This window comes from Trichocoleus sp. DQ-A1 (genome assembly GCF_039961955.1).
In the GTDB taxonomy this organism is placed as follows: domain Bacteria; phylum Cyanobacteriota; class Cyanobacteriia; order Cyanobacteriales; family FACHB-T130; genus FACHB-T130.
Window position 1 is genome coordinate 102,102 of sequence record NZ_JAMPKE010000007.1, and the last position, 24,257, is coordinate 126,358.

At 47.1% G+C, this 24,257-nt stretch carries 16 protein-coding genes; 7 read left to right on the forward strand and 9 right to left on the reverse strand.

What is annotated here, in order from left to right:
- Positions 1–90: 90 nt before the first annotated feature.
- From NDI33_RS09500 to NDI33_RS09510, 3 genes are all read left to right on the forward strand, one after another.
- Positions 91–927, forward strand: a complete 837-nt coding sequence (locus NDI33_RS09500; RefSeq protein ID WP_190411949.1) for a protein-glutamate O-methyltransferase CheR — start codon at positions 91–93, stop codon at positions 925–927.
- Between the two features lie 164 nt (positions 928–1,091).
- The gene (locus tag NDI33_RS09505; protein ID WP_190411999.1) at positions 1,092–1,706 is read left to right on the forward strand and encodes a chemotaxis protein CheB; all 615 of its coding nucleotides are present in this window, start codon (positions 1,092–1,094) and stop codon (positions 1,704–1,706) included.
- A 182-nt stretch (positions 1,707–1,888) separates the two neighbouring features.
- Entirely contained in the window at positions 1,889–3,937 is a 2,049-nt protein-coding gene (locus NDI33_RS09510; protein ID WP_190667571.1) for a response regulator, read from the forward strand.
- A gap of 409 nt (positions 3,938–4,346) precedes the next feature.
- Here the strand turns inward: NDI33_RS09510 and NDI33_RS09515 are convergent, their stop codons facing one another.
- The 5 genes from NDI33_RS09515 to NDI33_RS09535 all read right to left on the reverse strand — a co-directional run bounded on the left by NDI33_RS09515 (position 4,347) and on the right by NDI33_RS09535 (position 16,202).
- Positions 4,347–4,481 carry a hypothetical protein gene (locus tag NDI33_RS09515; protein WP_277877538.1) on the reverse strand — a complete coding sequence of 45 codons (135 nt, stop codon included), beginning with the start codon at positions 4,479–4,481 and terminating at the stop codon, positions 4,347–4,349.
- A gap of 24 nt (positions 4,482–4,505) precedes the next feature.
- A complete protein-coding gene (gene gatB / locus NDI33_RS09520) occupies positions 4,506–5,990 on the reverse strand; it encodes an Asp-tRNA(Asn)/Glu-tRNA(Gln) amidotransferase subunit GatB (protein WP_190676561.1) in 1,485 nt (494 codons plus the stop codon).
- A 72-nt stretch (positions 5,991–6,062) separates the two neighbouring features.
- Positions 6,063–6,470 carry a hypothetical protein gene (locus tag NDI33_RS09525; RefSeq protein WP_190676562.1) on the reverse strand — a complete coding sequence of 136 codons (408 nt, stop codon included), beginning with the start codon at positions 6,468–6,470 and terminating at the stop codon, positions 6,063–6,065.
- 705 nt (positions 6,471–7,175) lie between these two features.
- Positions 7,176–9,839, reverse strand: coding sequence for a zinc metalloprotease HtpX (locus NDI33_RS09530; RefSeq protein ID WP_190676564.1), 2,664 nt, complete (start codon positions 9,837–9,839; stop codon positions 7,176–7,178).
- A gap of 102 nt (positions 9,840–9,941) precedes the next feature.
- The gene (locus tag NDI33_RS09535) at positions 9,942–16,202 is read right to left on the reverse strand and encodes a CHAT domain-containing protein (RefSeq protein WP_199302486.1); all 6,261 of its coding nucleotides are present in this window, start codon (positions 16,200–16,202) and stop codon (positions 9,942–9,944) included.
- Positions 16,203–16,277: 75 nt separating this feature from the next.
- Here NDI33_RS09535 and NDI33_RS09540 point away from each other — a divergent pair, with 75 nt between their 5' ends.
- The 4 genes from NDI33_RS09540 (at position 16,278) to NDI33_RS09555 (ending at position 20,435) form a co-directional block, all read left to right on the forward strand.
- Positions 16,278–16,517 carry a hypothetical protein gene (locus tag NDI33_RS09540; RefSeq protein WP_190676568.1) on the forward strand — a complete coding sequence of 80 codons (240 nt, stop codon included), beginning with the start codon at positions 16,278–16,280 and terminating at the stop codon, positions 16,515–16,517.
- On the forward strand, positions 16,501–18,579 hold the full coding sequence (locus tag NDI33_RS09545) for a prolyl oligopeptidase family serine peptidase (protein ID WP_190676570.1): 2,079 nt from the start codon (positions 16,501–16,503) through the stop codon (positions 18,577–18,579). Before NDI33_RS09540 ends, NDI33_RS09545 begins: the two co-directional genes overlap by 17 nt.
- A gap of 138 nt (positions 18,580–18,717) precedes the next feature.
- Positions 18,718–19,155 carry an NUDIX hydrolase gene (locus NDI33_RS09550; RefSeq protein WP_190667546.1) on the forward strand — a complete coding sequence of 146 codons (438 nt, stop codon included), beginning with the start codon at positions 18,718–18,720 and terminating at the stop codon, positions 19,153–19,155.
- A gap of 161 nt (positions 19,156–19,316) precedes the next feature.
- Entirely contained in the window at positions 19,317–20,435 is a 1,119-nt protein-coding gene (locus NDI33_RS09555) for a phosphodiester glycosidase family protein (RefSeq protein ID WP_190676572.1), read from the forward strand.
- A gap of 133 nt (positions 20,436–20,568) precedes the next feature.
- On the opposite strand, the gene NDI33_RS09560 is transcribed toward NDI33_RS09555, so the two are convergent.
- The 4 genes from NDI33_RS09560 to psbQ form a co-directional block, all read right to left on the reverse strand.
- Positions 20,569–21,051 carry a hypothetical protein gene (locus tag NDI33_RS09560; RefSeq protein WP_190676574.1) on the reverse strand — a complete coding sequence of 161 codons (483 nt, stop codon included), beginning with the start codon at positions 21,049–21,051 and terminating at the stop codon, positions 20,569–20,571.
- Between the two features lie 85 nt (positions 21,052–21,136).
- Positions 21,137–22,486 carry a glycoside hydrolase family 3 protein gene (locus NDI33_RS09565; RefSeq protein ID WP_190676576.1) on the reverse strand — a complete coding sequence of 450 codons (1,350 nt, stop codon included), beginning with the start codon at positions 22,484–22,486 and terminating at the stop codon, positions 21,137–21,139.
- 36 nt (positions 22,487–22,522) lie between these two features.
- Positions 22,523–23,620, reverse strand: a complete 1,098-nt coding sequence (locus NDI33_RS09570; protein WP_190676578.1) for an FAD-dependent oxidoreductase — start codon at positions 23,618–23,620, stop codon at positions 22,523–22,525.
- 153 nt (positions 23,621–23,773) lie between these two features.
- On the reverse strand, positions 23,774–24,244 hold the full coding sequence (gene psbQ / locus NDI33_RS09575; RefSeq protein WP_242029085.1) for a photosystem II protein PsbQ: 471 nt from the start codon (positions 24,242–24,244) through the stop codon (positions 23,774–23,776).
- Positions 24,245–24,257: the final 13 nt, after the last annotated feature.

Genomic DNA, 24,257 nt, shown 5'->3' on the forward strand with positions numbered 1-24,257 from the left:
GCAAAAGAAAAAAGGCAAAGAAGCAGCAAAAGTTCTTGCTGTTTCTTTGTCTCTGTTTCTTTTACCTTTCTACCTTTTACTTTTTACTGTATGAACACGCCCAAAAATAGCAGCGAACTTGAAGATATTGAAATTCAGTTGCTATTGGAGGGCGTGTATCGTTACTACGGATTTGATTTCCGAAATTATGCTCCCGCTTCACTCAAGCGCCGCATCTGGAATGCGATTCGTGCGGAGCATTTAAGCAGTGTATCCGCGCTTCAGGAAAGAGTCCTCCACGATGCAAACGCGATGGAGCGATTTCTGCTCGGTCTCTCCGTCAACGTGACCGCCATGTTCCGCGATCCGACCTTTTATTTAACATTTAGAAATAAAGTTGTTCCCTTATTGCGAACATATCCATTTATTCGGATCTGGTGTGCAGGTTGTTCAACTGGAGAGGAAGTTTATTCAATCGCAATTTTGTTGCAAGAAGAAGAGCTTTATCACCGTTGCCGCATCTATGCAACCGACATGAATGAGATGGTATTAAGAAAAGCCAAAAGTGGCATTTTTCCCCTCCATTTAATGCAGGAATATACTCAGCATTATCTCAAAGCAGGCGGGATTAAGTCTTTTTCGGAGTATTATACCGCTGCTTATGATAGCGCTATTTTTCGGGCGTCACTCAAAGAAAACATTATTTTTTCTCAACATAATCTAGCGATTGATGGTTCTTTTAATGAATTTAATGTCATCTTATGTCGCAACGTCCTAATCTATTTCAATCCATTTCTTCAGGAACGGGTTCACAATCTTTTGTACGATAGCCTTTGTAGATTTGGGATTTTAGGATTAGGTCGTCAGGAATCCCTGAAAACCACTCTATACGAAAAACACTATGAGGAGTTAGAAAATCATGAAAAGATTTACCGAAAATTGGCTTAATTAAAACTTTCTAATTACAAATTACACATAAATGCAAGACTTCCCAAATCAATGGAATAAAAAGGAGGTGAACATTTTTTAGGTCAAGAGTAGTAGGTAATTGGAAATCCTTCACTACCCACCCGTTTTATTGAGTTTTGCCCATCTACTGATTCATGGTGAGTATGACTTTTGATATTGTTGTTGTCGGCACATCATTAGGTGGGTTACAAGCTTTAACCGTAATGCTCGCAGGTCTACCAAATACTTTCCCAGCGGCTGTGGTTGTCGTCCAACACCGTCACAAAGCCTCTGATAACACGCTGAGCTTCTTTCTCCAGCAGTACAGCACTTTGCCGGTGGCGGAAGCGGAAGATAAAGAAGAAATTCTGCCTCGACGGGTATACCTAGCTCCCGCTGATTATCACTTACTGGTGGAACCCCGACAGGCATGGGGACACCGCCAAGGTCGGTACGGAGGCATCGCCACATTAGCACTCTCCACTGAGGCTCCTGTATGCAATGCCCGACCGTCGATTGATGTGCTGTTTGAATCGGCGGCTGATGCTTATGCACAGAGAGTTATCGGGGTGATTTTAACCGGAGCAAGCCAGGATGGTGCGAAAGGCTTGGCAAAAATTAAAGCACGCGGCGGACGGGCTATAGTACAAGAGCCTGCAACAGCAGAAAGCCGGATCATGCCGGAAGCCGCGATCGCATCTGTAACGGTAGACTGGATTGTGCAGCTCCAAGACATTGCCCCTCTTTTAGTCAACCTTTGTCAATCGGCTGTGAGGTGAAAAAATCAGATATGTGACGCCAAAGCCCTAGTAGCTCAACAGCCGAATCTAGACACATCAAATCTTCATCTAAAAACCCTGGATTCTGGTTTCTAAAATTTGTAACTTTGGATAGTGGTATCAATAGCGAAACAGTGGCAGGCTCGACAAAGCCGCTCAAACAAGTCCCGACCTTCCAGAAAATGCAGCCCGAAGAAATAGTTAACGTCCTCCTTGTGGACGATCACCCAGAAAATTTACTGGCTTTGGAGGCGATCCTGGGCAGCCTCGGTCAAAATTTGGTCAGAGCTACATCGGGCGAACAAGCCTTGCGATGTCTGCTTGAGCGGGATTTTGCCGTGATTTTGCTTGATGTCCAGATGCCCGGTCTAGATGGATTTGAGACGGCAAAGCTGATTCGACAACGACAGCGATCGCGCCACACGCCGATTATTTTCCTAACCGCATTTAGCAGCAGCGATTCTCTGGTTTTCAAAGGTTATTCTCTGGGTGCAGTAGATTACCTGCTGAAACCGCTGGAGCCGGAAATATTAACCTCCAAGGTGGGGGTGTTTGTTGACTTATTCAAGAAAACCGCAGAGGTGAAACGACAAGCGGCACAACTGACTGCTGTTAACTTAGAACTTAAGCAAAGTGAAGAGCGTTTTCGCTCGTTAAGTGCCTGCTCGCCCCTAGGCATTTTTATGACCGATATTGAAGGGCGCTGTACCTACGCAAATCCGCGCTGCCAAGCGATTTGTGGCTTGACGCCTGATGTAGGAACGGGAACTTTAGCCTCGCTCTACGAAGAAGGCTGGTTGCAGTCGGTACATCCAGAAGACCGCGATCGCGTCTATAGACATTGGTCTACTTGCATGAGCATCGGTCAGGAATGCTCTAACGAGTTTCGCTGCCAAACTCCGGAGGAGATTGTGCGTTGGGTTTACCTGCGCTCCTCCCCGATGCTGACCGATACCGGCGAACTTATCGGTCATGTCGGCACCCTAGAAGACATCACCGAGCGCAAAGCCGCAGAGGAAGCCCGCGCTCAGATGATCCGCGAACAGGTGGCACGACAGGAAGCCGAGGCGGCGAACCGAATTAAAGATGAGTTCCTTGCAACCCTGTCTCACGAACTCCGCACTCCCCTCAATTCGATGCTGGGTTGGACTCAACTGCTCCGCAGTCGCAAGTATGATGAAAAGACGACAGCCCGTGCCCTGGAAACGATTGAGCGCAACGCCAAGTTACAGGCGCAACTGATCGAGGATATTCTCGATGTCTCGCGGATTATTCGCGGGAAGCTACGGTTAAATATCTGTCAAGTCAACCTTGTCCCCGTGATTGAGGCGGCGCTGGATGCGGTTCGTCCGGCGGCTGAGGATAAAGGGATTCAATTGGAAAGCGTACTCGATCGCGCCGTGGAACTGGTTCCTGGCGATCCTAACCGCTTGCAGCAAGTTGTTTGGAATCTACTCTCGAATTCGATCAAGTTCACGTCTTCAGGGGGAAAGGTGCAGGTGCGCCTTTTCAAGGATGGCGATCGCGCTCAAATTAGCATCAGCGACACCGGCGTGGGCATCAGCCCAGATTTTCTCCCCTATATTTTCGATCGCTTCCGTCAAGCAGATAGCACCACCACCAGGCGCTATGGTGGATTGGGACTCGGTTTGGCAATTGTCCACAACTTAGTGGAACTGCAAGGCGGCACGATTGAGGCAAGAAGTGAGGGAGAAGGGAAAGGGTCAACATTTATCGTGAAGCTGCCAGTAGTATCCGATCAGCTCAAGACTTGCGATTTGGAGTCTATCTCCTCAGGTAAAAAAGTCGCGATCGCGTCTCCTCCCTCTCTGGAAACGTTGCAGGTGTTGGTGGTGGATGACGATACGGATACCCGCGATTTTTTGAGGGCGGCGCTAGAACAATACCACGCTCAGGTGACGGCTGTGGCATCGGTTCAGGAAGCGATGCAAGCTCTAGAACACTTAAAACCCGATGTACTGGTGAGCGACATTGGAATGCCTAATGAGGACGGTTATGGCTTGATCCGCAAAGTGAGAGCTTTGGAATCTCAGCGAGGAGAAACGAGCATTCCCGCGATCGCGCTGACTGCTTATGCCAGGGGTGAGGAGCGATCGCAGGCACTCGAAGCAGGTTTCCAGGTACACCTACCTAAACCCGTTGAGGCAATCAAATTAATTGCTTCTGTGGCAAACTTGGCGGGGCTGAGTACAAAGCTCGCAGACGTGTAGCAATCTCTAAACCAATCGTTCTTTCAATCAGGCGATTTCTATAACGAGATTGCTTGCTAGCCGCACGGCTGTAAGCGTTGGTTAGGCGATAGATATCCCGCGATGGGAGCAGGACTATCTGTTCGCGCCGATCGTCTTGTCGAAGAAGTCGAACGTCCGGTACAGCGCCTTGAGCGACGCTTCGCGTGTCTGCTTGTAGGTCGATCCGATGAAGCTGTGACCCATTCCCATACAAAAAAAGGCATAAAAAAAAGGAGAGCCACTTGGGCGACTCTCCCGATCATCAGGGTGCATCTACTAAACAAAATATATCACTTGGGGATGAGGGGTGTCACCCCTTATTTTGTTTTTTTCGTGAAGTTTCCTCGCTTTTATGTGAAGTGAAGACGAAGATAATTGTCAACATAAATCAGGCAAAGGGTTGTGCGGCAAATGTAGCAGATACGTATTTCTGCGAGCGATCGCCTGCACATCCGCTACATTTTCTACCAGCACCCGTTGCCTGGGCTTCAGCCTTGCGGAGTAGGTTTTGACGACTCCGCAAGGCGGTATATTTTGGCTTGTCTAACTAACTGTTCAACTTCTGAGCCATCATTTGGTTCGTGAGTTTCGGGTCAGCTTGACCTCCTGTTTGCTTCATCACCTGCCCCACAAAGAAACCCAACAGCTTAGTTTTACCGCTGCGATACTGTTCCAGCTCTTTGGGATTTGCCGCTATAACTTCATTGATGATTTTTTCCAGCTCACCCTTGTCAGAGATTTGCTTGACTCCTTTGCTCTCTACCAGTTCTTTCGCAGAACCCCCTTTAGAGAGCAACTCTGGCAGAATCTCTTTAGCGATTTTGCCGCTGATCGTCCCGTCTTCAATTAAGGAAATGAGTTCCGCGAGAATCTGGGGTTTAAGGGCAATTTCAGCGATATTCAGTTTAGCGGTGTTGAGATAGGCGGAAATATCACCCATCACCCAGTTAGCCGCTAGCTTGGGATTTGCCTTGGCAGCAACCGCCGCTTCAAAATACTCCGACACCGATCTATCGTCGGTTAGGACGCGGGCATCGTAAGCAGACAAACCCAATTCACTTTCGTAACGATGACGTTTTTGCGCTGGCAGTTCCGGCAGTTCCAACTTCCACTTAGATAATTGCTCAGCGGAGACTTGTATGGGAGTTAGGTCGGGTTCTGGAAAGTAGCGGTAATCGCTAGAGCCTTCCTTCTTCCGCATACTCACTGTGCGTTGGCTACCTTCCTCCCAAAGCCTGGTTTCTTGAATAATTCGCTCGCCGGATTGGATGGCTTCAATTTGCCGGTCGATTTCGTACTCAATCGCCCGTTGGATGGCGTTGAAGGAGTTCATATTTTTGATTTCGACCTTCGTGCCAAACTCCTTCTGACCAACCGGACGCACGGAGATATTCACGTCGCAGCGCAGCGAACCTTCTTGCATATTGCCATCACTGACGCCCAGATAGCGGACAATCCGGCGCAGTTCTTGGGCATATTCAGCAGCTTCAACCCCCGAACGGATATCCGGTTCGGAGACAATTTCTACTAAGGGAATGCCGGTGCGGTTGTAGTCTACTAAAGAATAGGTAGAACCAGAGAGTCTTTCACTACCCGCATGAACCAATTTTCCAGCATCTTCTTCCATGTGCAGGCGAGTGATGCCAATCTTTTTGCGGATGGGATTGCCATCTGCGTCAGTTAGCTCAATCTCCAGCCAACCATGTTCGGCAATGGGCAAATCGTACTGAGAAACTTGATAATTTTTGGGCAGATCGGGATAAAAATATTGCTTACGGTCAAATTTGCTATAAGGAGCGATCGCGCAGTTGAGAGCCAAACCGGCTTTAACCGCGTACTCCAGCACCTTTTGATTCAGCACCGGCAATACTCCAGGCATTCCCATACACACTGGACAGACATTCTGATTGGGCGTCGCACCAAATTCGGTGGAGCAATTACAGAAAATCTTGGTTTCGGTACTGAGTTGACAGTGAGTTTCCAGACCGATAATAGCTTCGTACTGAGTTTTAACCGGAGCAGCAGTCGTCATGAGCTTACAGAGTGCAGATAATTGCAACACTTCGGCTCTATTTTAGCTTTGTCTTAACCTCGCAGCCCTTAATTAATCAAAAACGACTTCTGGATTCATGTCTGCTGGTGATTTCCAATCGATTCCGTACTCTGCTTTTAAAATACGTTTCTTCTCAGCCCAGAATCGCTCGGCAAAGGCTGCGTCTCTTGGTTCGTTCGCCAGGTTTTCGTCTGCTTTTCGACCGGCGTCTGCAATCAGTTGTTCATATTTCGGAGCAAATTCTTTTAAATCGTGCTTGATTTCCCCTGGATTCTTCCCCAGGTTCAGCCTTATTTGAACTTCCCGAACTAGCTTAGGCAGAACAAAGGCAACATAGCGATCGCGAGATTTCTCACCTTGACTGACATCATCTGGCGTTTTTTGGAGTCCTAGTCTCGCCCCGACTCCTAATAAGGTTAGGCTTAATAAAATTCCTAGAATAACCTTTGAGGATTTCATCAACCAACTCTCCTAAATTAGGGAATGCCCAACATCTTAGCATCAGAACTAAAGATGTCTATCCGCTCATTTTCATCTGGATAAAGTAGAGGATGCACGCTTGCGATCGCGCGTTTCTAGTTCGGTTTAAATCTTGCAGCGAGAGATTAAAAATTGCGAACTGCCTTAATTCGGCGCTATCGGGATTACTCTCTAGGAATTTAGCTTCCGCTAGATAGTCAGAAGCCGAGTTAACTTCCAAAATGGGTCTATACAAGCGAAATGATTTAACAATATAAATTTTGAAATTATTCCTAATCTAATGATTGTCGATTTTATTTTTAGGGATATAAAATTAGTCGTTGCTTCGCAAGCGACGCCAAGAAAATAAAGGACCAGAAATAGATAGAATTCACGACGGCTCTAAATCTTTTGATTATTGAAGTTAAAGAAGCGCGATCGCTGAAATTCTCTCTTTTTGCATACGCCTTTTGGCGGGTAAGTATGCTAAAAAAAACCAGCCACTCGCGGCGACTGGTCAAGCTTGCTGTGTTGGGAGGAGGAAAACCTGATGCCAAGACGAAAAAGCTATGCAATTATCCCGTAGATAGCCAACCTGCGTCTCGATACACTAAGTCGTCCCTTGTTAAGGAATGTAACACATTTTTTTCAAAAGCTGCAATATTTATTTACAAACAGTCATTTGTGCGTGTGCCAACTTGTGCATTAAATGCCGAACAAAATAATGTAAGTTCCCCAAGCCGCAGCTAAACAGGCAATAATCGTTGACCAGATAGGGTGCCGACTGAGACTGGTAATGCCGCCTTGGGTTCGTAGGGTTTCTAAGTCAATCCAGGGAGTCGCGCCTCGCCGAAACCATCCAGTTGCGGTGACTTGCCGATTTACGAAGTCGCTGGGACGAGTGGACAAGGGTAAAAGATTACCAATAGAACCCAGTTGAGAGCAATAATGTAACTTAACCAAGCCGGTGTCGGTTTGCAAGATTAAATCCTGTCCCAGCCAGTTGCTAATCCCTTGACGCCCCAAGAGTTTTCCTTGCAGACGCACCGGCTGACTATCCACAGGTAAAGCATCGATCGGAGTCGATAAATCGGATAGGTTGGGGTTCGTTTGCAGAGTGGAAGCTTTGATATCTGGAAAGAAGGAATTGATCCGCAAAAAGGTGCCAATGCTAAAACCTATCGGCAGACAACCGACAAGGATCGTCCAGTAATCGTCGAGTATCCATGCAAGTTGCCGGATTCCCAGCCAGCTGCCAATCCACCCCAACAGCCAGAACAAGCACCCCAAGGCTAAACCAGACAAAATGCCAAAGAAGGGGGCACCTTGTAACCAAAGTTTTGACTTTTTAGTTTTAAGCGAAGATGCTCGAATCCGCTGTTCGGACATTTGAGTGAAGTCAAGTTCTGTCTCTAGCTTCCAGTGGCGGGCGTAGAGGCATAACAAGTACAGGCGATCGCCCATTAAAGGATGACTATTGTTGATGACCATCCACTGCCGATGGGGGTTGAGGTAGCCCCATTGCAACAGGGATTCCCAAGGCGTCTGGGCGGGAAAGCTGCCCAAGCTGATGGCTTGCCGATATCCCACTGGCGTCAGTAAATCAAAGCCTTCCAAAAGCCAGCGGGTAGACTGGTGTTTTTGGATATCAGCAGCAATGCCACGGGTAACTTTCAATAAAGCGCGGGAGAAGGCATTTGGGTTGCCAGTGATATCTGCCGCTATGCGATCGCTATAGATAATTCGCAGCCGCGACAGCCACAAACCGATAAAGCAAACTAGCCAAAATAAGCCGTAACTCAAAGCCGAAACAACCACCGCTGGAATCTTTAGCAGGGGGCTTTGTAAGCGGTCTCCCCACTGCGCGACTTGTCGGTACAAGGTGTAAGGAATCTGGGCGATTAGCATGATGAGGGACATCACTGCCAAATTCAATCCCAACGGTAAACAAGCCAGGGCAATCCACCAACAAGTCCAAGCCCAGTCTGAGTTCCTCAACAGGCTAAAAAAGCCTCCAATCAGGAACATTATGGTTGCCATAACCAAACCGACCAACTTGTTTTGGACAATGTGCCCCAACTCGCTGGCATAGACTGTGGCGATTTCATCCTCTGCCAGTTGATCTAAGAGTCCTTGACTGACCACAATTCGGGCAGTGCGAGGCAGATTTCCATAAGTGAGTGCGACTGGGGCGCTGATGGGTAAGATCCGCAAAGTCGGCACGGGCAAACGGCGCTGTCCGCAATAGCGGGGTAGCATCTTGGCGGCTTCTGGGCTGAATTTAGACAGCGCTGACAGCGACAGCGGTTGCATCTTCTCAAATTGCTTGAGGAAGAAGTCTAGTAGCCAGGGAGACAGACACGCTAGCAGAACCAACACGGTCACGATAGGCCAAGTCGGGTCTTCGTAAAAAGCTGGGATAGGCTGCAAAAATGGCAGGTTGATGAGGAAGTTGTTCGTCGTCGTCATCAAGAACTGCACGAAAACGCGAATTACCCAAAAAAGCGCGATCGCAGTCCCTGCTTGAAGCAACCACAGACGTTCTGGTTTCACTGCTGGCATTGCTCGCCATCCTTTGGCGCGTCCTGCTTGACGCCAGCCAATAATACTGGTCGATTCTAGAATTTTCTCATCTGTTGGCGTCTCAGATGGCGTTTCAGATGGCGTCTCAGAAATGACCCCTGTGTCTGCTGCTGTATCTGGCGCAATCGGTGCTTCTGTCGGGGCGGCTACTTCTGCCTCTAGGTTGCTTTCCGCTTCTTTCCCTTTGCCCTGTACTAAGGGTGAGTTGGAGGGTGTTACCTTTTGTACTGGCTTAGTGCTGTTCGCCCTGACGCTTTTAGAGGCAGGTTGAGCGGCTTTTGCCCCCTGTGCGGGTGAAGTGGCAGGCGTTTGCAAGGGGACAAACCCGGTCGCGTCTAGAGCAGGCGACACGGATGGCTGAGGCTTTTGAGGCGGTTGGTCTAAGGGAATAAATCCGGTGACATCTGACGCAGGCGCAGCCCCTTGTGCGGGTGAAGTGGCAGGTGTTTGTAAGGGGACAAACCCGGTCGCCTCCGACGTTGGTGGAGGGGAAGGCGTTTTTTGAAGTTGAGGATAACGATTGACCAAATTAGCCAAATTCCGCTCTCCCCAGTCCTTCACCTTGGGATATTTGCTTTGACTGAGGGTTTGACAAAGCGATCGCGCTTTCTCGATTTCGCCAGTGCGTTCATAGGCAACCACCAGCCCCATCTGAGCGCGGAGGACTGTCTTTTGACTCAACTCAAACTCGCAAACGCCTTCTAGGTGGGCGATCGCATCTGGATAATTTCCCTGTTTCAGGGCTGCTAGACCAGCTTCCAGAGAGGGATTAGGAACAGAAGCCATAAAAATTCAACAGCACTCGGCTTCCTTCCAAGATACCCCTACTTCAGCGATCGCCTATCATTCAGCCAATTTTCAATTTTCAACCGCCCAGAGCGACTTGTTTCAGTCGGATTCACCAATTAAAGTAAAAGCCGCCCAGTCTCTGGGGTCGGGGTGTTGTTTCATGGTTGTTAGCATCGCTTGTCGCAATGATTGAGAGCGATCGGGGTTGATCTGGAGATTTTTGTAAAACTCGGTCATTAAAGAGGCTGTTGGTGCATCGGGAACTGACCACAAAGAGACAATGACGCTGGGGACACCCGCACTAATAAATGAACGTGATAAGCCAATCACGCCATCCCCGGTAATTTTGCCTCGTCCGGTGTCGCAAGCACTCAAAACGACTAATTCTGCATTGAGCTTTAGGTCGAGGATTTCAGAAGCCGTGAGTAAACCCTCATCTGAACCGGATGGAGCCAAAGCGATCGCACTGTTCAAGCCCTGGATATCATCAAATATCCCATGTGTTGCCAGATGGATAATTCGGGCAGAAGGCAATGCTTGCGCGATCGCGGCTTTAGTCGCTTGCTTCCCTGTAATCGCTTGAGTCTTAAGTAGTTTAGCAATCTCTTTAGCTTCCTGTTCCGCCCCCGACAAGTTCGATAACTGCTCGGCGGGTTCTCCAGGTTTCAGCACCACCTTAGGCATCGTGGGATTGCCGACTATCAACGCATTCTTGCTAGAAAAAGTCCGTGTATCCCCCAAAACCCGTTTTGTACGCTGATGGGTTAAATCCAGCATTTGAATTGAGGGAGCCGTCAGAATGGTATGTTTTTCTATCAGGTATTTACCAGAAGCATCTTGGAGAGCTGGAAATGGCGCGAGGAACAGCGCATCTTGTGGGATAAAAATCACGCGAGCATTTGGATCAACAGGTAGCTCTTCCGCAATGGGTTCAATCAGCAGTTGATGGAGTTGCTGTAATCGTTTGGTCGGGCTTTCTTCCTCTATCAGTTCCGCTACAATACCGCCACCGCGCCCCCTTACCCCTATAGATTCACGGGTGTTAGCAACAAGGTCTTGTAGAGAAAGATTCTGTTTCTGCCACAGGGGTTTGAGGTCAGATGTCCGAAACGTCACTTCACCTGTAGGCTTGATAACCCAAATATAGAGTTCTGATTCCTTTGTTTGTTCTTTACCTTGAACTTTGAAACTATCGTAAATAATCGAATATTCAACAAGAATTGCATTTTGTTCCTTGGCAATTTTTTTAATCAGTTCAATATTGGGCGGAGTAATGCTAAATTGCTCGTTCGGGTTAGGAGATAATCGAGAAGCCAGTAATTCCACAATAGCCCGCGCCCTGCCCCGTTCGGCAATTTCCAGTGCTTCATTAGTTTTGTTCTGAACAATTAAAACTTCTTGTAGTAGGCGGTAAGTACGAGCTTGCCTTTCAAAAATGGAAACTTTATTAGCATCTTCTAATTTAATTCGTAAATCTTCCCAAATTTTGATAGCATCACGGAGGTATTTTTCGGCTTCTGTGACCTTGCCAGCTTGACGCAGAGCATTAGCAAGATTATTCAAAGCATTGCCTTCTGCTTCCTTGTCTTCCTGTTGCCGTGCTTTTTCTAAACTTGAGGAGTGTAGAGCGATCGCCTTTGCCGCATCACCAAGGGTTAAGTAAGTATTTCCCAAACCTGCCAGGGCTTCAATCGGTCTTACTTCTGATGCTTCTTTATAATATTGAAGGGCTTTGTTATAGTCACCCAAGGACTGGTAAATTTGGGCCAAACTGACTTTATCTTCTGCTACGCCAGCACCGTTTCTCTCAGCTTGGTCAATAGTTAAGGCTTGCAAATAATCTTGAATTGCCTGTTCAGCGTTGCCTTGAGAGTTGTAAGCATTGCCTCGACTTCGTAAAATCTGTGCTTGGCTTTTTGGGTTTGGATTCTGCTCTAAGATTTTGAGTGCATTATTGTAAGACTGAATGGCTTTGTCATAGTCAGCCAAGGAATTGTAAACAGTTCCCAGTTTTGAGAGATTCTTTACCTGCTTTTCTAGGTAATTGAATTCTTTAGCAATAGGTAAGGCTTGGGAATAGGACTTAATGGAATTGGCATAGTCGCTGAGGCAATAGTAAGCATTGCCCAATTTTTGCAGAATATAAGCTTCATTCTCCTTATCACCAATTTCTCGGTAAATCTTTAGTGCTTGTTGCCAAGGAGATAATGCCAAGGCACAATTTGGAGCATAAAATTCTAAATCCCTCAGTCTGTCTGCTTTCGCTTTCGGGGAATAAGGGGGTGCAGTCAAACTCAAAGTGGCTAACAGCTTACCAGAGGTGTTCCACATACGGGCGGTGCCGTCATTTGATGCAGTGATAATGCGCTGTCCATCTGGACTAAAATTGGCACTGTTAACCCATCCTTGATGACCTTTAAGTTCTGCTACTAGATTGCCAGAAGTATCCCAGACACGGGCGATTTTGTCCTGAGATGCGGTAACAATCATCTTGCCATCTGCACTAAAAATGGCGTTGTTAACACTGGTTTTATGCTTTGTAAATTCGGCAAGCAGTTTGCCGGATAAATCCCACACACGGACGATGCCGTCACGGGGAGCGAATTGTTCAGTGTCTTCAGAGAAAAAAACTTTTTGTGTACCGGATGCGGTAACAATAAGCTTGCCATCCGGGCTAAAACTAGCGCTTTCGACTTCTTCCTGATGTCCAGCGAGAAGGGCTAACTGTTTCCCAGATAAATCCCACACACGCGCGGTTTGGTCTACAGATGCAGTGATAATCAGCTTGCCATCTGGACTAAAACTGGCACTGCGGACCCAGCCTGAATGTCCTTTGAGTTCTACTAATAACTTGCCAGAAATGTCCCATAAACGGGCATTGTCACCACCAGTGACAATTCGCTCTCCATCTGGGCTAAAACTGGCACCGATGACCCACTCCTGATTGGCTTTGAGTATTGCCAGTTGGTTGCCAGACAAATCCCATACGCGGGTGGTTTTGTCATGAGATGCGGTAACAATTAACTTGCCATCTGGGCTAAAACTGGCACTCGTTACGCTCAATTCATGACCTTTGAGTTCTGCTAACAGCTTGCCAGAGGTATCCCACACGCGCCCAATACCTTCACTAGATGCAGTAACAATCCGCTGTCCATCTGGGCTAAAACTGGCATCGTTGATCCACCCCTGATTAACTTTGAGTTCCGCTAACAGCTTGCCAGATAAATCCCACAACCGGGCATTGCCATCAACAGTGACAATCCGCTGTCCATCTGGGCTAAAACTGGCTACCCTTACTGGGCGCTGATTTCCTTGGAAGTTTGCTAGCAGTTTGCCAGAGGTATCCCATACGCGGGCAGTGCCGTCATCAGATGCGGTAACAATCAGCTTGCCATCTGGACTAAAGTTGGCACTCCTCAAACTCGAAGCAAAATCTTGGAGTTCCAGCAGCAATTTGCCAGAAGTATCCCATACACGAACAGTTGCGTCATTAAATGACTCAGATTTGGTAACAATCAGTTTGCCATCCGGACTAAAGCTTGCACGGTTGCTGTCAAGGTTGCCGCCGAAGATATCCTGATGCACTTTAAGTTCTGCTAAAAGCTTGCCGGAAGTATCCCACACGCGGGCAGTGCTGCGATTAGATGCGGTAACAATGCGTTCGCCATCTGGACTAAAACTGGCACTATCAATAGTGCTATTCTGATATCCTTGGACTTCTGCTAGCAACTTGCCAGAAATGTCCCACACACGGGCAATGTTGTTGTTGGATGTTGTCACAACAAGCTTTCCGTCTGGGCTAAAGTTGGCTTTAACAAATAATTTCCTACTCTCCTTGAGTCTAGCTAGCAACTGACCAGACAAATTCCATACACCGGCTGTTCCGTCATCGGATGCAGTGACTATTAGTTTGCCATCGGGACTAAAGTTGGCACTTCTGATACTTCCCTGATGTCCTTTTAATTCGATTAGGGAATTACCAGATAAATCCCAAATACGGGCAGTACCGTCATCGGATGCAGTGACTATTAGTTTGCCATTGGGACTAAAGTTGGCACTTCTGATACTTCCCTGATGTCCTTTTAATTCGATTAGGAGATTACCAGACAAATTCCATACACGGGCAGTACCGTTATCGGATGCAGTAACAATTAGCTTACCGTCTGGACTAAAACTGGCGCTGTTGACAAAATAAGAATACCCTTTAATTTCGACCAGCAGCTTACCGGACATGGCCCACACACAGGCAGTGCCGTCAGTGGAGACGCTGAGAACATGCTGTTTGTCCGGGCTAAAACTGGCACTACTACTGGTTTTTCTGAAGACTATCTCTCGTTGGGTTTTTGGCTTATCAGAATCAGGTGTTTCAAGCTGCTGAAGTTGGGTTAGCAGTTTGTCAGACAAGTACCACACACGGGCAGTGCCGTCACCAGATGCAGTGATAATCCGCTTGCCATCTGGACTAAAACTGGCGCTTTTGACGGAATCCTGATGTCCTTTGAGTTCTGCAAGCAACTTGCCAGAAATATCCCATACACGAGCGGTTCCGTCATAGGATGCGGTGACAATCAGTTTGCCATCGGGGCTAAAACTTGCACTGTTGACATAGCCCTGACGCCCTTTGAGTTCTGCAAGCAACTTGCCGGAAATGTCCCACACACGGGCGGTTTTGTCCAAAGATGCAGTAACAATCAGTTTGCCGTCTGGGCTAAAACTTGCACTGTTGATACCACTCTGATGCTCTGTGAGTTCTGTGAATAACTCACCAGAAATATCCCACACAGAGGCAGTACTGCTGAACGAACCTGTCATAACAATCAGCTTGCCATCTGGACTAAACCTCACCTGACCAATACCAGACGACCTTTTGAACTCTGCGAGTAACTTGCCAGAAGTATTCCACACACGGGCAGTGCCGTCATCAGATGCGGTGACAATCCGCCGTCCATCTGGACTAAAATTGGTAATGTAAATTGCGCCAGAATGCCCTTTAAGTTCTGCGAGCAACTTGCCAGAAGTATCCCACACACGGGCAGTTCCATCATCTGACGGGGTAACTATCAGCTTGCCATCCGGGCTAAAATTGACACTCCAGAAACTGTTTTGAAGTCCTTTGAATTCTGAGAGCAACTTGCCAGAAGTATCCCACACATGGGCAGTCCCATCAGATGATGCAGTAACAATCAGCTTGCTATCCGGACTAAAACTGGCACTGTTGACAGCGCCCTGATGCCCTTTCAGTTTCACCAGTTGCTTGCGTGACAAGTCCCACACACGAGCCGTTTCGTCAGTAGATGCGGTGACAATCAACTGTCCATCTTGGCTAAAGCTGGCACTGCTAACATTGGCTGAATGCCCTCGTAGTTCAGTTAGCAACTTGCTGGAGGTATCCCACACACGAGCGGTGCTGTCACTAGATGCGGTAATAATCCACTTTCCATCTGGGCTAAAAGTGGCACTGTTGACACCGCCCTCATGCTGTTGGAGTTTACCTACCAAATTGCCCGAGGACTCCCACACCAAGGCAGTTCTATCAACAGATACGGTGACAATTCGCTGTCCATCGGCGCTAAAACTAGCACTTAAGACACTGTCAGTATGCCCCTGTAGAGACGCGATTAATCGCGTCTCTACGCCAGAGGTATCCCAGATACGGGCAGTTTTGTCATCAGAAGCGGTAACAATCCGCTTCCCATCCGGACTAAAGCTGGCACTCCAAACCGTATCAGTATGCCCTTGTAGAGACGCGATTAATCGCGTCTCTACGCCTGACAAATCCCAGACACGGGCAGTTTTGTCAGCAGATGCGGTGACTAGACGTTTGCCATCTGGACTAAAACTCGCACTGTAGACACTGCCTGAATGTCCTTTGATTTGCAGCAGTAACTTGCCCGAAGTGTCCCACACGCGAGCAGTTTTGTCAGCACCTGCGGTGACGATACGTCCTCCATCGGGACTAAAACTGGCACTATAAACATTGCCTTGATGCCCAGTAAGTTCCGCTAGCTGTTTGCCCGACAAATCCCACACACGGGCAGTACCGTCAAACGATGCGGTGACAATGCGCTGTCCATCAGGACTAAAACTGGCACTCCTGACACTCGCTGAATGCCCCCACAGTTCCACTATCTGCTTGCCAGAAGTATCCCACACCCTCGCGGTGCCGTCAGTTCCTGCGGTGACAATCAACTTCCCATCCAGGCTAAAACTAGCGCTGTTGACACTTCCTTCATGCCCTTTGAGTTGAGCTTCTTGTGCGAAGTAATCAATAAAACTGTCCGATACAGCAGGTTTGGCTGCGGGATTTTGGTTTAGTTTCTGGTCATTGGGCGTTTGCGCGATCGCCTTTTGTGTAGCCAATATTCCTGGAAAATTGACAGGCAATGGGGTTGAGACAGTGAAGGTAAACCAGGGGAGAAAAAATAGACCAATTCTTTGGAGACGCATAACTCTCAATTAGGGCAGCGCGATCGCGATTATCTACTGGAATACTTATCTCTCACAATTTGGCACTTATGTAATTTGCTCTCTAGTTTTTTGCCAGAAACTGGGTTTCTCAAAGAATTGCCCATGCAAACTGGATTGGGAAGGGAGCGATCGCCCTCTTCTCAACCAAATCTGGCGCTAGACTGGACAGTGTTGCCAAGAGTCCAACCCTATGTCGTATCCAGATAAACCCCTCACTTATCCCACTAGCCAAAAAGTCGATCAAGTTGATGACTATCACGGGACAAAGGTATCTGACCCTTACCGTTGGCTAGAAGATCCGGACTCGGATGAAACTAAGGCTTGGGTTGAGGCTCAAAATCAAGTTACTTTTAGCTATTTAAATGAAATTCCGGTTCGGGAAAAAATCAAGCAGCGGCTAACCGAACTGTGGGACTACGAAAAATACAGTCTTCCCTTTAAAGAAGGCGATCGCTACTTCTATTTCAAAAACAACGGCTTGCAAAATCAAAGCGTTCTCTATACATTAACGTCCCTGGATGGCGAGCCAAAAGTTTTGCTAGATCCCAATAAACTTTCAGAGGATGGCACCATTGCTCTGTCAGGTATTGCTATCAGCGAAGATGGGAATTTGATGGCGTATGGTTTATCCACCTCTGGTTCAGATTGGCAAGAATGGAAGGTACGCGATGTTGAGACGGGCGAAGACCTTTCCGATCATCTCAAATGGATTAAATTCTCTGGCGCGTCTTGGACTAAAGACAACCAAGGCTTTTTCTATAGCCGCTACGATGAACCGAACGAAACAACCAAATTAGAAGACGTTAATTACTATCAAAAACTTTTCTACCATCAGCTGGGTAAGCCACAGTCCGAGGATGTCCTGGTTTATCAGCGCCCTGACCAAAAAGAATGGGGATTTAGCGGTGGCGTTACCGAAGATGGACGTTATCTGATTATCAGCGTTTGGAAGGGAACTGACCCCAAAAATCTGATTTTCTATAAAGATTTAACCGATCCAAACGCTGAAGTTATAGAACTCATTAGTGAGTTTGAAGCTAGCTATAGTTTTATCGACAATGATGGCTCAATCTTCTGGTTTCGCACTGACTTAGATGCGCCTCGCGGTCGCGCGATCGCAATTGATACCTTCAATCTTCCCTCCTCTCCAGTAAGTAAGGAGGAATGGCAAGAAATCATCCCGCAGGCGGAAGAAGTCCTCGAAGGTGTGGGAATCCTCAATAATCAGTTTGTGACTGAATATCTAAAAGATGCCCGGACTCAGATTAAAATCTTTGAGCTGAACGGCTCCTTTGTGCGGGAAGTTGAGTTACCGGGAATTGGTTCGGCTGGAGGTTTTGGCGGTAAACGCTACGATACGGAAACTTTCTATAGCTTCACCAGTTTTACCACACCTGCCACTATTTACTGCTACGACATGGTTAGTGGTGAAAGTACAATTTTTCGTCAACCGAAAGTTGATTTCAACCCTGATGATTACAAGACAAAGCAGATATTTTATCGCAGCAAAGATGGCACCCATCTGCCCATGTTTATCACCTACAAAAAAGGGCTGCAACTAGATGGAAGCAACCCTACTTATCTCTATGGCTACGGCGGTTTTAACGTCTCCCTGACGCCTAGTTTCTCGGTTGGCAGTCTGGTGTGGATGGAGATGGGTGGTGTCTATGCCGTCCCTAATTTGCGCGGCGGCGGCGAGTATGGAGAGGAGTGGCACCAGGCAGGAACGAAGCTGAATAAGCAAAATGTCTTTGATGATTTCATTGCGGCGGCGGAGTGGCTAATTGCTAACGGCTATACAACCCCGGAAAAACTTGCTATCGGCGGCGGCAGTAATGGGGGATTGTTGGTGGGTGCGTGTATGACTCAGCGCCCGGATTTATTCGGTGCGGCGTTGCCAGCGGTGGGAGTGATGGATATGCTGCGCTTCCATAAATTCACGATTGGCTGGGCTTGGACTTCGGATTATGGTTCTCCGGAAAACCCGGAGGAGTTCAACGCGCTTTATGCCTATTCGCCGCTGCACAACCTCAAACCTGGGACCTCTTATCCAGCCACGATGATTACAACAGCGGATCATGACGATCGGGTGGTGCCTGCCCACAGTTTCAAGTTTGCTGCCGCTTTGCAAGCAGCTCATACAGGTGTTGCACCCGTATTAATTAGAATTGAGACTAAAGCGGGACATGGGGCTGGGAAGCCAACGACTAAGATTATTGAGGAAGTTGCGGATCGGTGGGCTTTCCTGGTGCGGGAGGTGTTCGCGTAGCGGCGCGGATGCGCGAGAGCGATCGCTCAACTCAAATCGATTGCTATCTCACTCAATCATCAGTCATTATCTGCCTGGTTTGAAGAGCAAATCCAAGGAGCAATCCCCTATCAAACATCGCCAAAAAAGATAAGTTCCATGAATCTAAAATCAGCCCAGCGTTATCAGCAATCGGCGGTCATCCCCTATCGCATCAAAAACGGAAAAATCGAAGTTTTGTTGATCACTTCCTCAACAGGAAAACGCTGGGTGATTCCTAAAGGAATGATTGAGCCGTTTATGACCCCGCAAACTTCGGCAGCCAAAGAAGCCTGGGAAGAGGCGGGAATCATCGGTCAGGTGCTACCGACTTTGATGGGGACTTACGAGTATCAAAAAGGGGGAGGCACCTGCCAGGTTGAGGTATTTTTAATGCAGGTGAAAACGGTGCTGGAAGTTTGGCCCGAAGCTAGCTTTAGAAAGCGACAGTGGGTGAGTGTGAAACAAGCGGTTAAGCGCGTTGAGGAAGCCGAACTCAAACGCATTTTCATGACTTTCGCCGATACCTTATTCACTCTACAATCACCTCTCGAATAGCCTGAATCGTTGATGGGGCTAAGGTGTAGGTATTTTTCAGGAATCTTTGAAAATCGCGGCTTCTGCTAAAACTGAGTAGAGCGATCGCTCTTGTTGATGCACGCGATCGCTCTACTCCAATCGCTCAATATTTAGTCGCTAGACGAGAAGTAAGCGAAGTTATGCCAGATCGAAAACAACCCAATGGTTGCCGTAAAATGCTGCGGCGCACTTTTTTATTTTTAGTAGGTTTGGCACTTGCCCAATTTTTAACCGAATTCTTCTCAATTCCCCAAAACCGCTCCAATTTTGCTAGTCTTGTTCGTCAGTTATGGGAGAAAGCGATCGCTTTATGGGAGTCTCAAAACGGGGTCGCTCAAAACCCTTTACCTAGCAGTACGCCAACACCAATAAGGAGCGTTTCTCCTGAGCCTTTACCTTCGCCAACTCCAAAAACCAGCGCCACGCCTAAACCATCTCAACCGTCCTCCAAAACCAACGTAAATCCCGCTGTTGCCAAAGGAAAACCCGTGCAACTTACCCAAAAAACAGTGGCTGGGGTGTCTTTTTATCAAACCACGATTGACCTCTCTGACCCAGAAACTTTCATCACTCTGGGATTAGCAAATAATGCGACTTATGCCAACGGGCCAACGGTGAGCAATGGTGATGAACCTTTTGCCCAGTTGGTAGCGCGTCAGAAGGCTGCTGTGGTAGCCAATGGCACCTTTTTTGATAAAAGTAACCAGAAGTGGGTGATGGGTAACATGGTGGCGGCTGGCAGATTTCTTAAATACAGCCGCTGGGAAAATTATGGGACTACCTTGGGGATTAAAGCAGGTAATCAATTAGAAATGATTACCGCCCGAACAGAAGGACAGCCGAATTGGGATCAACACTGGTTTTCAATTACTTGCGGACCAAGACTGATTAAACAAGGAAAAATTTCTATCTCGCCGCAATCAGAAGGCTTTGCCGATCCTCATGTTCTCGGTGTAGGATATCGGACTGCGATTGGGTTTCCAGCGAATCGAAAACAGTTATTTTTAATTTCTTTTCTTGCTAGTCTATCTTTACAACAAGAAGCCAACATTATGAAAGCGATTGGCTGTATTGAAGCAATGAATTTGGATGGCGGTGCTTCAGAAGCTTTAGCTCATAATGGAAGAATTTTACTTCCCGCAGGACGGAACCTGACGAATGTAATTGTTGTTTATGACACTAATTATCCTGCTCCTTCAGCTTTGAAAACATCTTGGCAACGCTTTCAAGCAGGCGATCGCCCCTCGATTCCTTTATAGCCGTCCCAAATGATTCGTGACGGCGAGATTACCCGACTTCTCCAGGAAGTCGGGGATCTGAAGCGCTAGCATCTCACCCCTAAAATAGGATTGCTTTATCAGCTTCCTCTTTAGATTTATCTTTTGTACAGCGTTAAGCATTCGCAGAGAGAAAAGGAATACTCTCAGCAAGCGGATCGTTAACACTTATCCCTTGTTTACTTGCCCAATACTCACTTAAAAAGTGAATTTGTCTCAAGCCAACAATTAGATTTAAACCTGGTACAAAAATCCACCAGACAATCAGTGGTTCTTTCATCCCAGCTTCGCTGTAGAGTTCGTTTACAGTTTTATAGAGTCTGAACTGCACAATGTAAATCCAGGCAATTCCCAGCAAGGAAAACCAACCAAACCAGCCAGGGACATCAGGATCGAATATACGCAACAATTGGGGAACTGCTACCCCCAAAACAAAAGGCGCTAAGCATAAAGTTCCTGACCAACCATAACCTTTGTAGCGACGTAATTCTTCTTGGATTATCCACTTATACCAGCCGTAATACAGCATCAGGGTGACAATCGATAAAAGAATCACTTGCCAGAGGGGGCGGGTTTTTCCTAGAGGCTTGCTAGACATATTGACGGCTGAAGTGCTAAAGTTTTGCTCTATTGTTTACATTTATTAATATACAGCAAACCCCTCGTTAACGCCGCCTCTAATCTCAACCGTTTGTTCCACTTATCGGCAACCCTTTGGGCAATCCATAGAGAGCCTTTTTGGTTTGCTCTAACCTGCTGCTACTTTTTATTAGCAGTTCATTCTCTAATTGGCGCTTATTATCAGCTTTGATTAAAGCATCCATCGCTTCATAATATAAATCGTGATCGTAAGCAATCAATATCAAATCGGCTCCGGCATTCAGCGCCTTGACGGTAGCATTTCTCAAACCATCTTGACTGTTGTAAACTGCATACATACAAAAATCGTCAGTGATTAAAACCCCATCCTGTTGCCAATCATTTCTAATCATGCTAATTACTCTCTGGGAAAAGGAGACGGGATGTTTAGCATCTATCGCCATCAATTTAGCATGACCCAACATTGTAAAAGCATGAGAATTACTCATTAATGTCCGGAAAGGTACCCAGTCATCCTGCGCTAATTCATTCACTGAAGTATGCAATTCTGCACTTTCAAGATGGGTGTCGGTCTCTACTCTTCCCAATCCCGGAAAATGCTTAATCGTACATCTAACCCCATTAGCTTCTAACGTCTGACAATATAACAAAGCAAATTTTTCAACAACTTCCTTATCAGACGAAATAGCTCGCTTATAAATCTTAGAAAATTTATCGTTTGGATTTATCACTCCTTTGTTTAAATCCAACACAGGGGCAAAGTTTAGATTAATTCCAATTGTAGATAGCTCACTCGCCTGAGTTTTGGCATACTTGATGACTTTCTCTTTTGCTTGTTCTATATTTGCAGACTCAGAAATAACTTTTGATAATTGAGGTAATCGGGTTAGAGGGGGAGATAATCGAGATACTACACCCCCTTCTTGATCGGTCGCTATCCATAAAGGAGATAAACCTTGACTGCGGCGAATCTCCTGCAAAGCACTAATTTCTTGCTTGATATCTTCTTGGGTTTTATTTCTAATATTTCTGGTTGTGAGAAATATACCGCCTATGGCTTTTTTAGAAACTAGTTTCTTGACTTCATTCGAGTCTCGATAGCCAATAATAAAATGCTGACCCAGCTTTTCTATTTGGGATGCTTTGGCATGGAATAGACTTTGTTTCAGTAAGTTAAATCTTATTTCAACTGTTAAAGCTATAAGAAGACTTAGGCAAGCAATCACGAGGATTGTTTTATTCAGGAATTTTTTTTTAAGCTTCGAGGGAGTAAAGGCTTTGATTTCAGTGAAAATTAAAGCTAAATCGATTGCAAGTAAACATAAAAAGAAATAAAATTTTATGCTTGGGAGGAAAGGCGCTCTTAAATTAAAGGCAACGAATAGAAGTGCGATCGCTAAAAATACTTTAAGTATTTTAAGTAAATTAACCATTTAAACAAAAAAGCAAAACTAGACATAGTTTGACGATTATTTATCTTGATTGAGCGATCGCGCAATCAGTTCCCGAATCGCTTGAGCGGTGGCGGGTGCGAGTAAAACGCCGTTGCGATAGTGACCTGTGGCGAGGAGAACATTGCTATAACCGGGCAGAAGACCGATAACCGGGGCGGGGCGTCCTTCGGGGCGGGGACGCAATCCCGACCAAGTTTTAAGGATTGTGGCTTCCTCTAGACTTGGGCAAAAAGCGATCGCTTGCTGTTTGACCTTCTCCAAAAGTGCTGCATCTGCCACTATCTCATCCCCATTGTTGGGAAACTCCACCGTCGCGCCGACCCAGTATTCTATGTCCGTTACGGGCACAATGTGGACATCATTGCCTGTAATTGTCGGCTGGAAATCTGCACGCCCCATTGGCTGCGCTAGGCGCAAGTGCAACGCTTGTCCCAATACCGGGCGAATATCAATCGGTTGTTTAAAAGACGCTGTGAGTGGGGTGGAACCAAGCCCCGCTGCCACAATTAACCAATCAACATCAACTTGCCCTGCGGTTGTTTGAATGTGGCGAACGTCCGTATTTGTTGCTTCCTCTTCTAAAACGGTGACGCCAAATTTAAAGGTAACGCCGTTGCGTTGGGCAGCATCAACCAGCGCTAAAGTCAGAGCAACCGGGTCGAGTTGCCGATCTTGGGGAGAATAAATCGCGCCGATTATCTCATGACTCAACTGAGGACAGCGAGATTGGAGTTGGGCGGCGTCCCAAATTTCCAGGTGCCAGCCTTGAGTGTGGCGAATTTCTACCAGTTTTTCCCAACGAGATAAATCTTCACCGGCAAAGCAGAGCATCAGAATTCCCTGGCGGTTGAAGGGGATCTGACGGTCTAAAAGCGCTTCTAGCTCTGGAATCAGGGTTTCATAGCGCTGGATGCTAGCCTGCCGCATTTTCCAGGCATTGCCCTTAATTTTGTGACTGATCGCGCCCATCAAGACGCCCAATGCAGCGCCAGTGGCGGCTTGTGCGGGTGGTTGCTTGTCCAAGACTGTAATTGTTAGCCCTGGAATTAGACTGAGTTCATAAGCGATCGCAGCCCCAACAACGCCGCATCCAATAATTACAACCTGACTCATCTGAGAGCGCATCAGAAAGAGCGCATGAGAAATGGGTAATCGGTAACGGGGTAATCGGTAATGACGATCAGCCCTGAATTCTGAGTCAGTAGCAACGAACTCATGACAAATGACCCAGGACTAATAACTTTTTCCCAATTACCCCTTAATTGGCTATGCCTTCGGAATCAAGTTCATAAAGGCGTCGAACTCTTGCAATACAGAGCGGAAATTTGTCACCGCTTGCTGATAATCCGCCTCTTTCGCAGCCTGATCGATTCTGACCAGATCGCTGAACAAATCTTTTGCTGCTTGACGCGCCGCCTGTTTGTCCTTAGGAGCCAAGCTATCCGCCACACGGTTCATATTCCGTCGCAAATCTCCTAGTGGCCCGTGAATAAATGTACCCACATCTACCCATCGCCGTTGTTGGATGAAGGTTTGCAATGTGTTAAGGCGATCGCGCTGTTCTTGAATTCCCGGAAGCGATTGCTGAATCTGCTCAATCTGAGCCGCCGTGTAAGTAGGAGCCGATTTCGTTGCCGCAGTTGCACTACCGCAACTAATCATAAACGTGGCTACCACTGCCAAAATTAAACCCAAAATAGACCGATAACGTGCCATCATGCTATTTTTTGAAACCATGAATCAAATTTCC

Bases quoted from the DNA above. Each gene is read 5' to 3' on its own strand.
- NDI33_RS09525 (WP_190676562.1), bottom strand. From the start codon at position 6,470: ATGAAATCCTCAAAGGTTATTCTAGGAATTTTATTAAGCCTAACCTTA.
- NDI33_RS09550 (WP_190667546.1), top strand. From the start codon at position 18,718: ATGAATCTAAAATCAGCCCAGCGTTATCAGCAATCGGCGGTCATCCCC.
- psbQ (WP_242029085.1), bottom strand. From the start codon at position 24,244: ATGGTTTCAAAAAATAGCATGATGGCACGTTATCGGTCTATTTTGGGT.
- NDI33_RS09565 (WP_190676576.1), bottom strand. From the start codon at position 22,486: ATGGTTAATTTACTTAAAATACTTAAAGTATTTTTAGCGATCGCACTT.
- NDI33_RS09505 (WP_190411999.1), top strand. From the start codon at position 1,092: ATGACTTTTGATATTGTTGTTGTCGGCACATCATTAGGTGGGTTACAA.
- NDI33_RS09545 (WP_190676570.1), top strand. From the start codon at position 16,501: ATGTCGTATCCAGATAAACCCCTCACTTATCCCACTAGCCAAAAAGTC.
- NDI33_RS09555 (WP_190676572.1), top strand. From the start codon at position 19,317: ATGCCAGATCGAAAACAACCCAATGGTTGCCGTAAAATGCTGCGGCGC.
- NDI33_RS09510 (WP_190667571.1), top strand. From the start codon at position 1,889: ATGCAGCCCGAAGAAATAGTTAACGTCCTCCTTGTGGACGATCACCCA.
- NDI33_RS09530 (WP_190676564.1), bottom strand. From the start codon at position 9,839: ATGGCTTCTGTTCCTAATCCCTCTCTGGAAGCTGGTCTAGCAGCCCTG.
- NDI33_RS09500 (WP_190411949.1), top strand. From the start codon at position 91: ATGAACACGCCCAAAAATAGCAGCGAACTTGAAGATATTGAAATTCAG.
- gatB (WP_190676561.1), bottom strand. From the start codon at position 5,990: ATGACGACTGCTGCTCCGGTTAAAACTCAGTACGAAGCTATTATCGGT.
- NDI33_RS09570 (WP_190676578.1), bottom strand. From the start codon at position 23,620: ATGAGTCAGGTTGTAATTATTGGATGCGGCGTTGTTGGGGCTGCGATC.
- NDI33_RS09560 (WP_190676574.1), bottom strand. From the start codon at position 21,051: ATGTCTAGCAAGCCTCTAGGAAAAACCCGCCCCCTCTGGCAAGTGATT.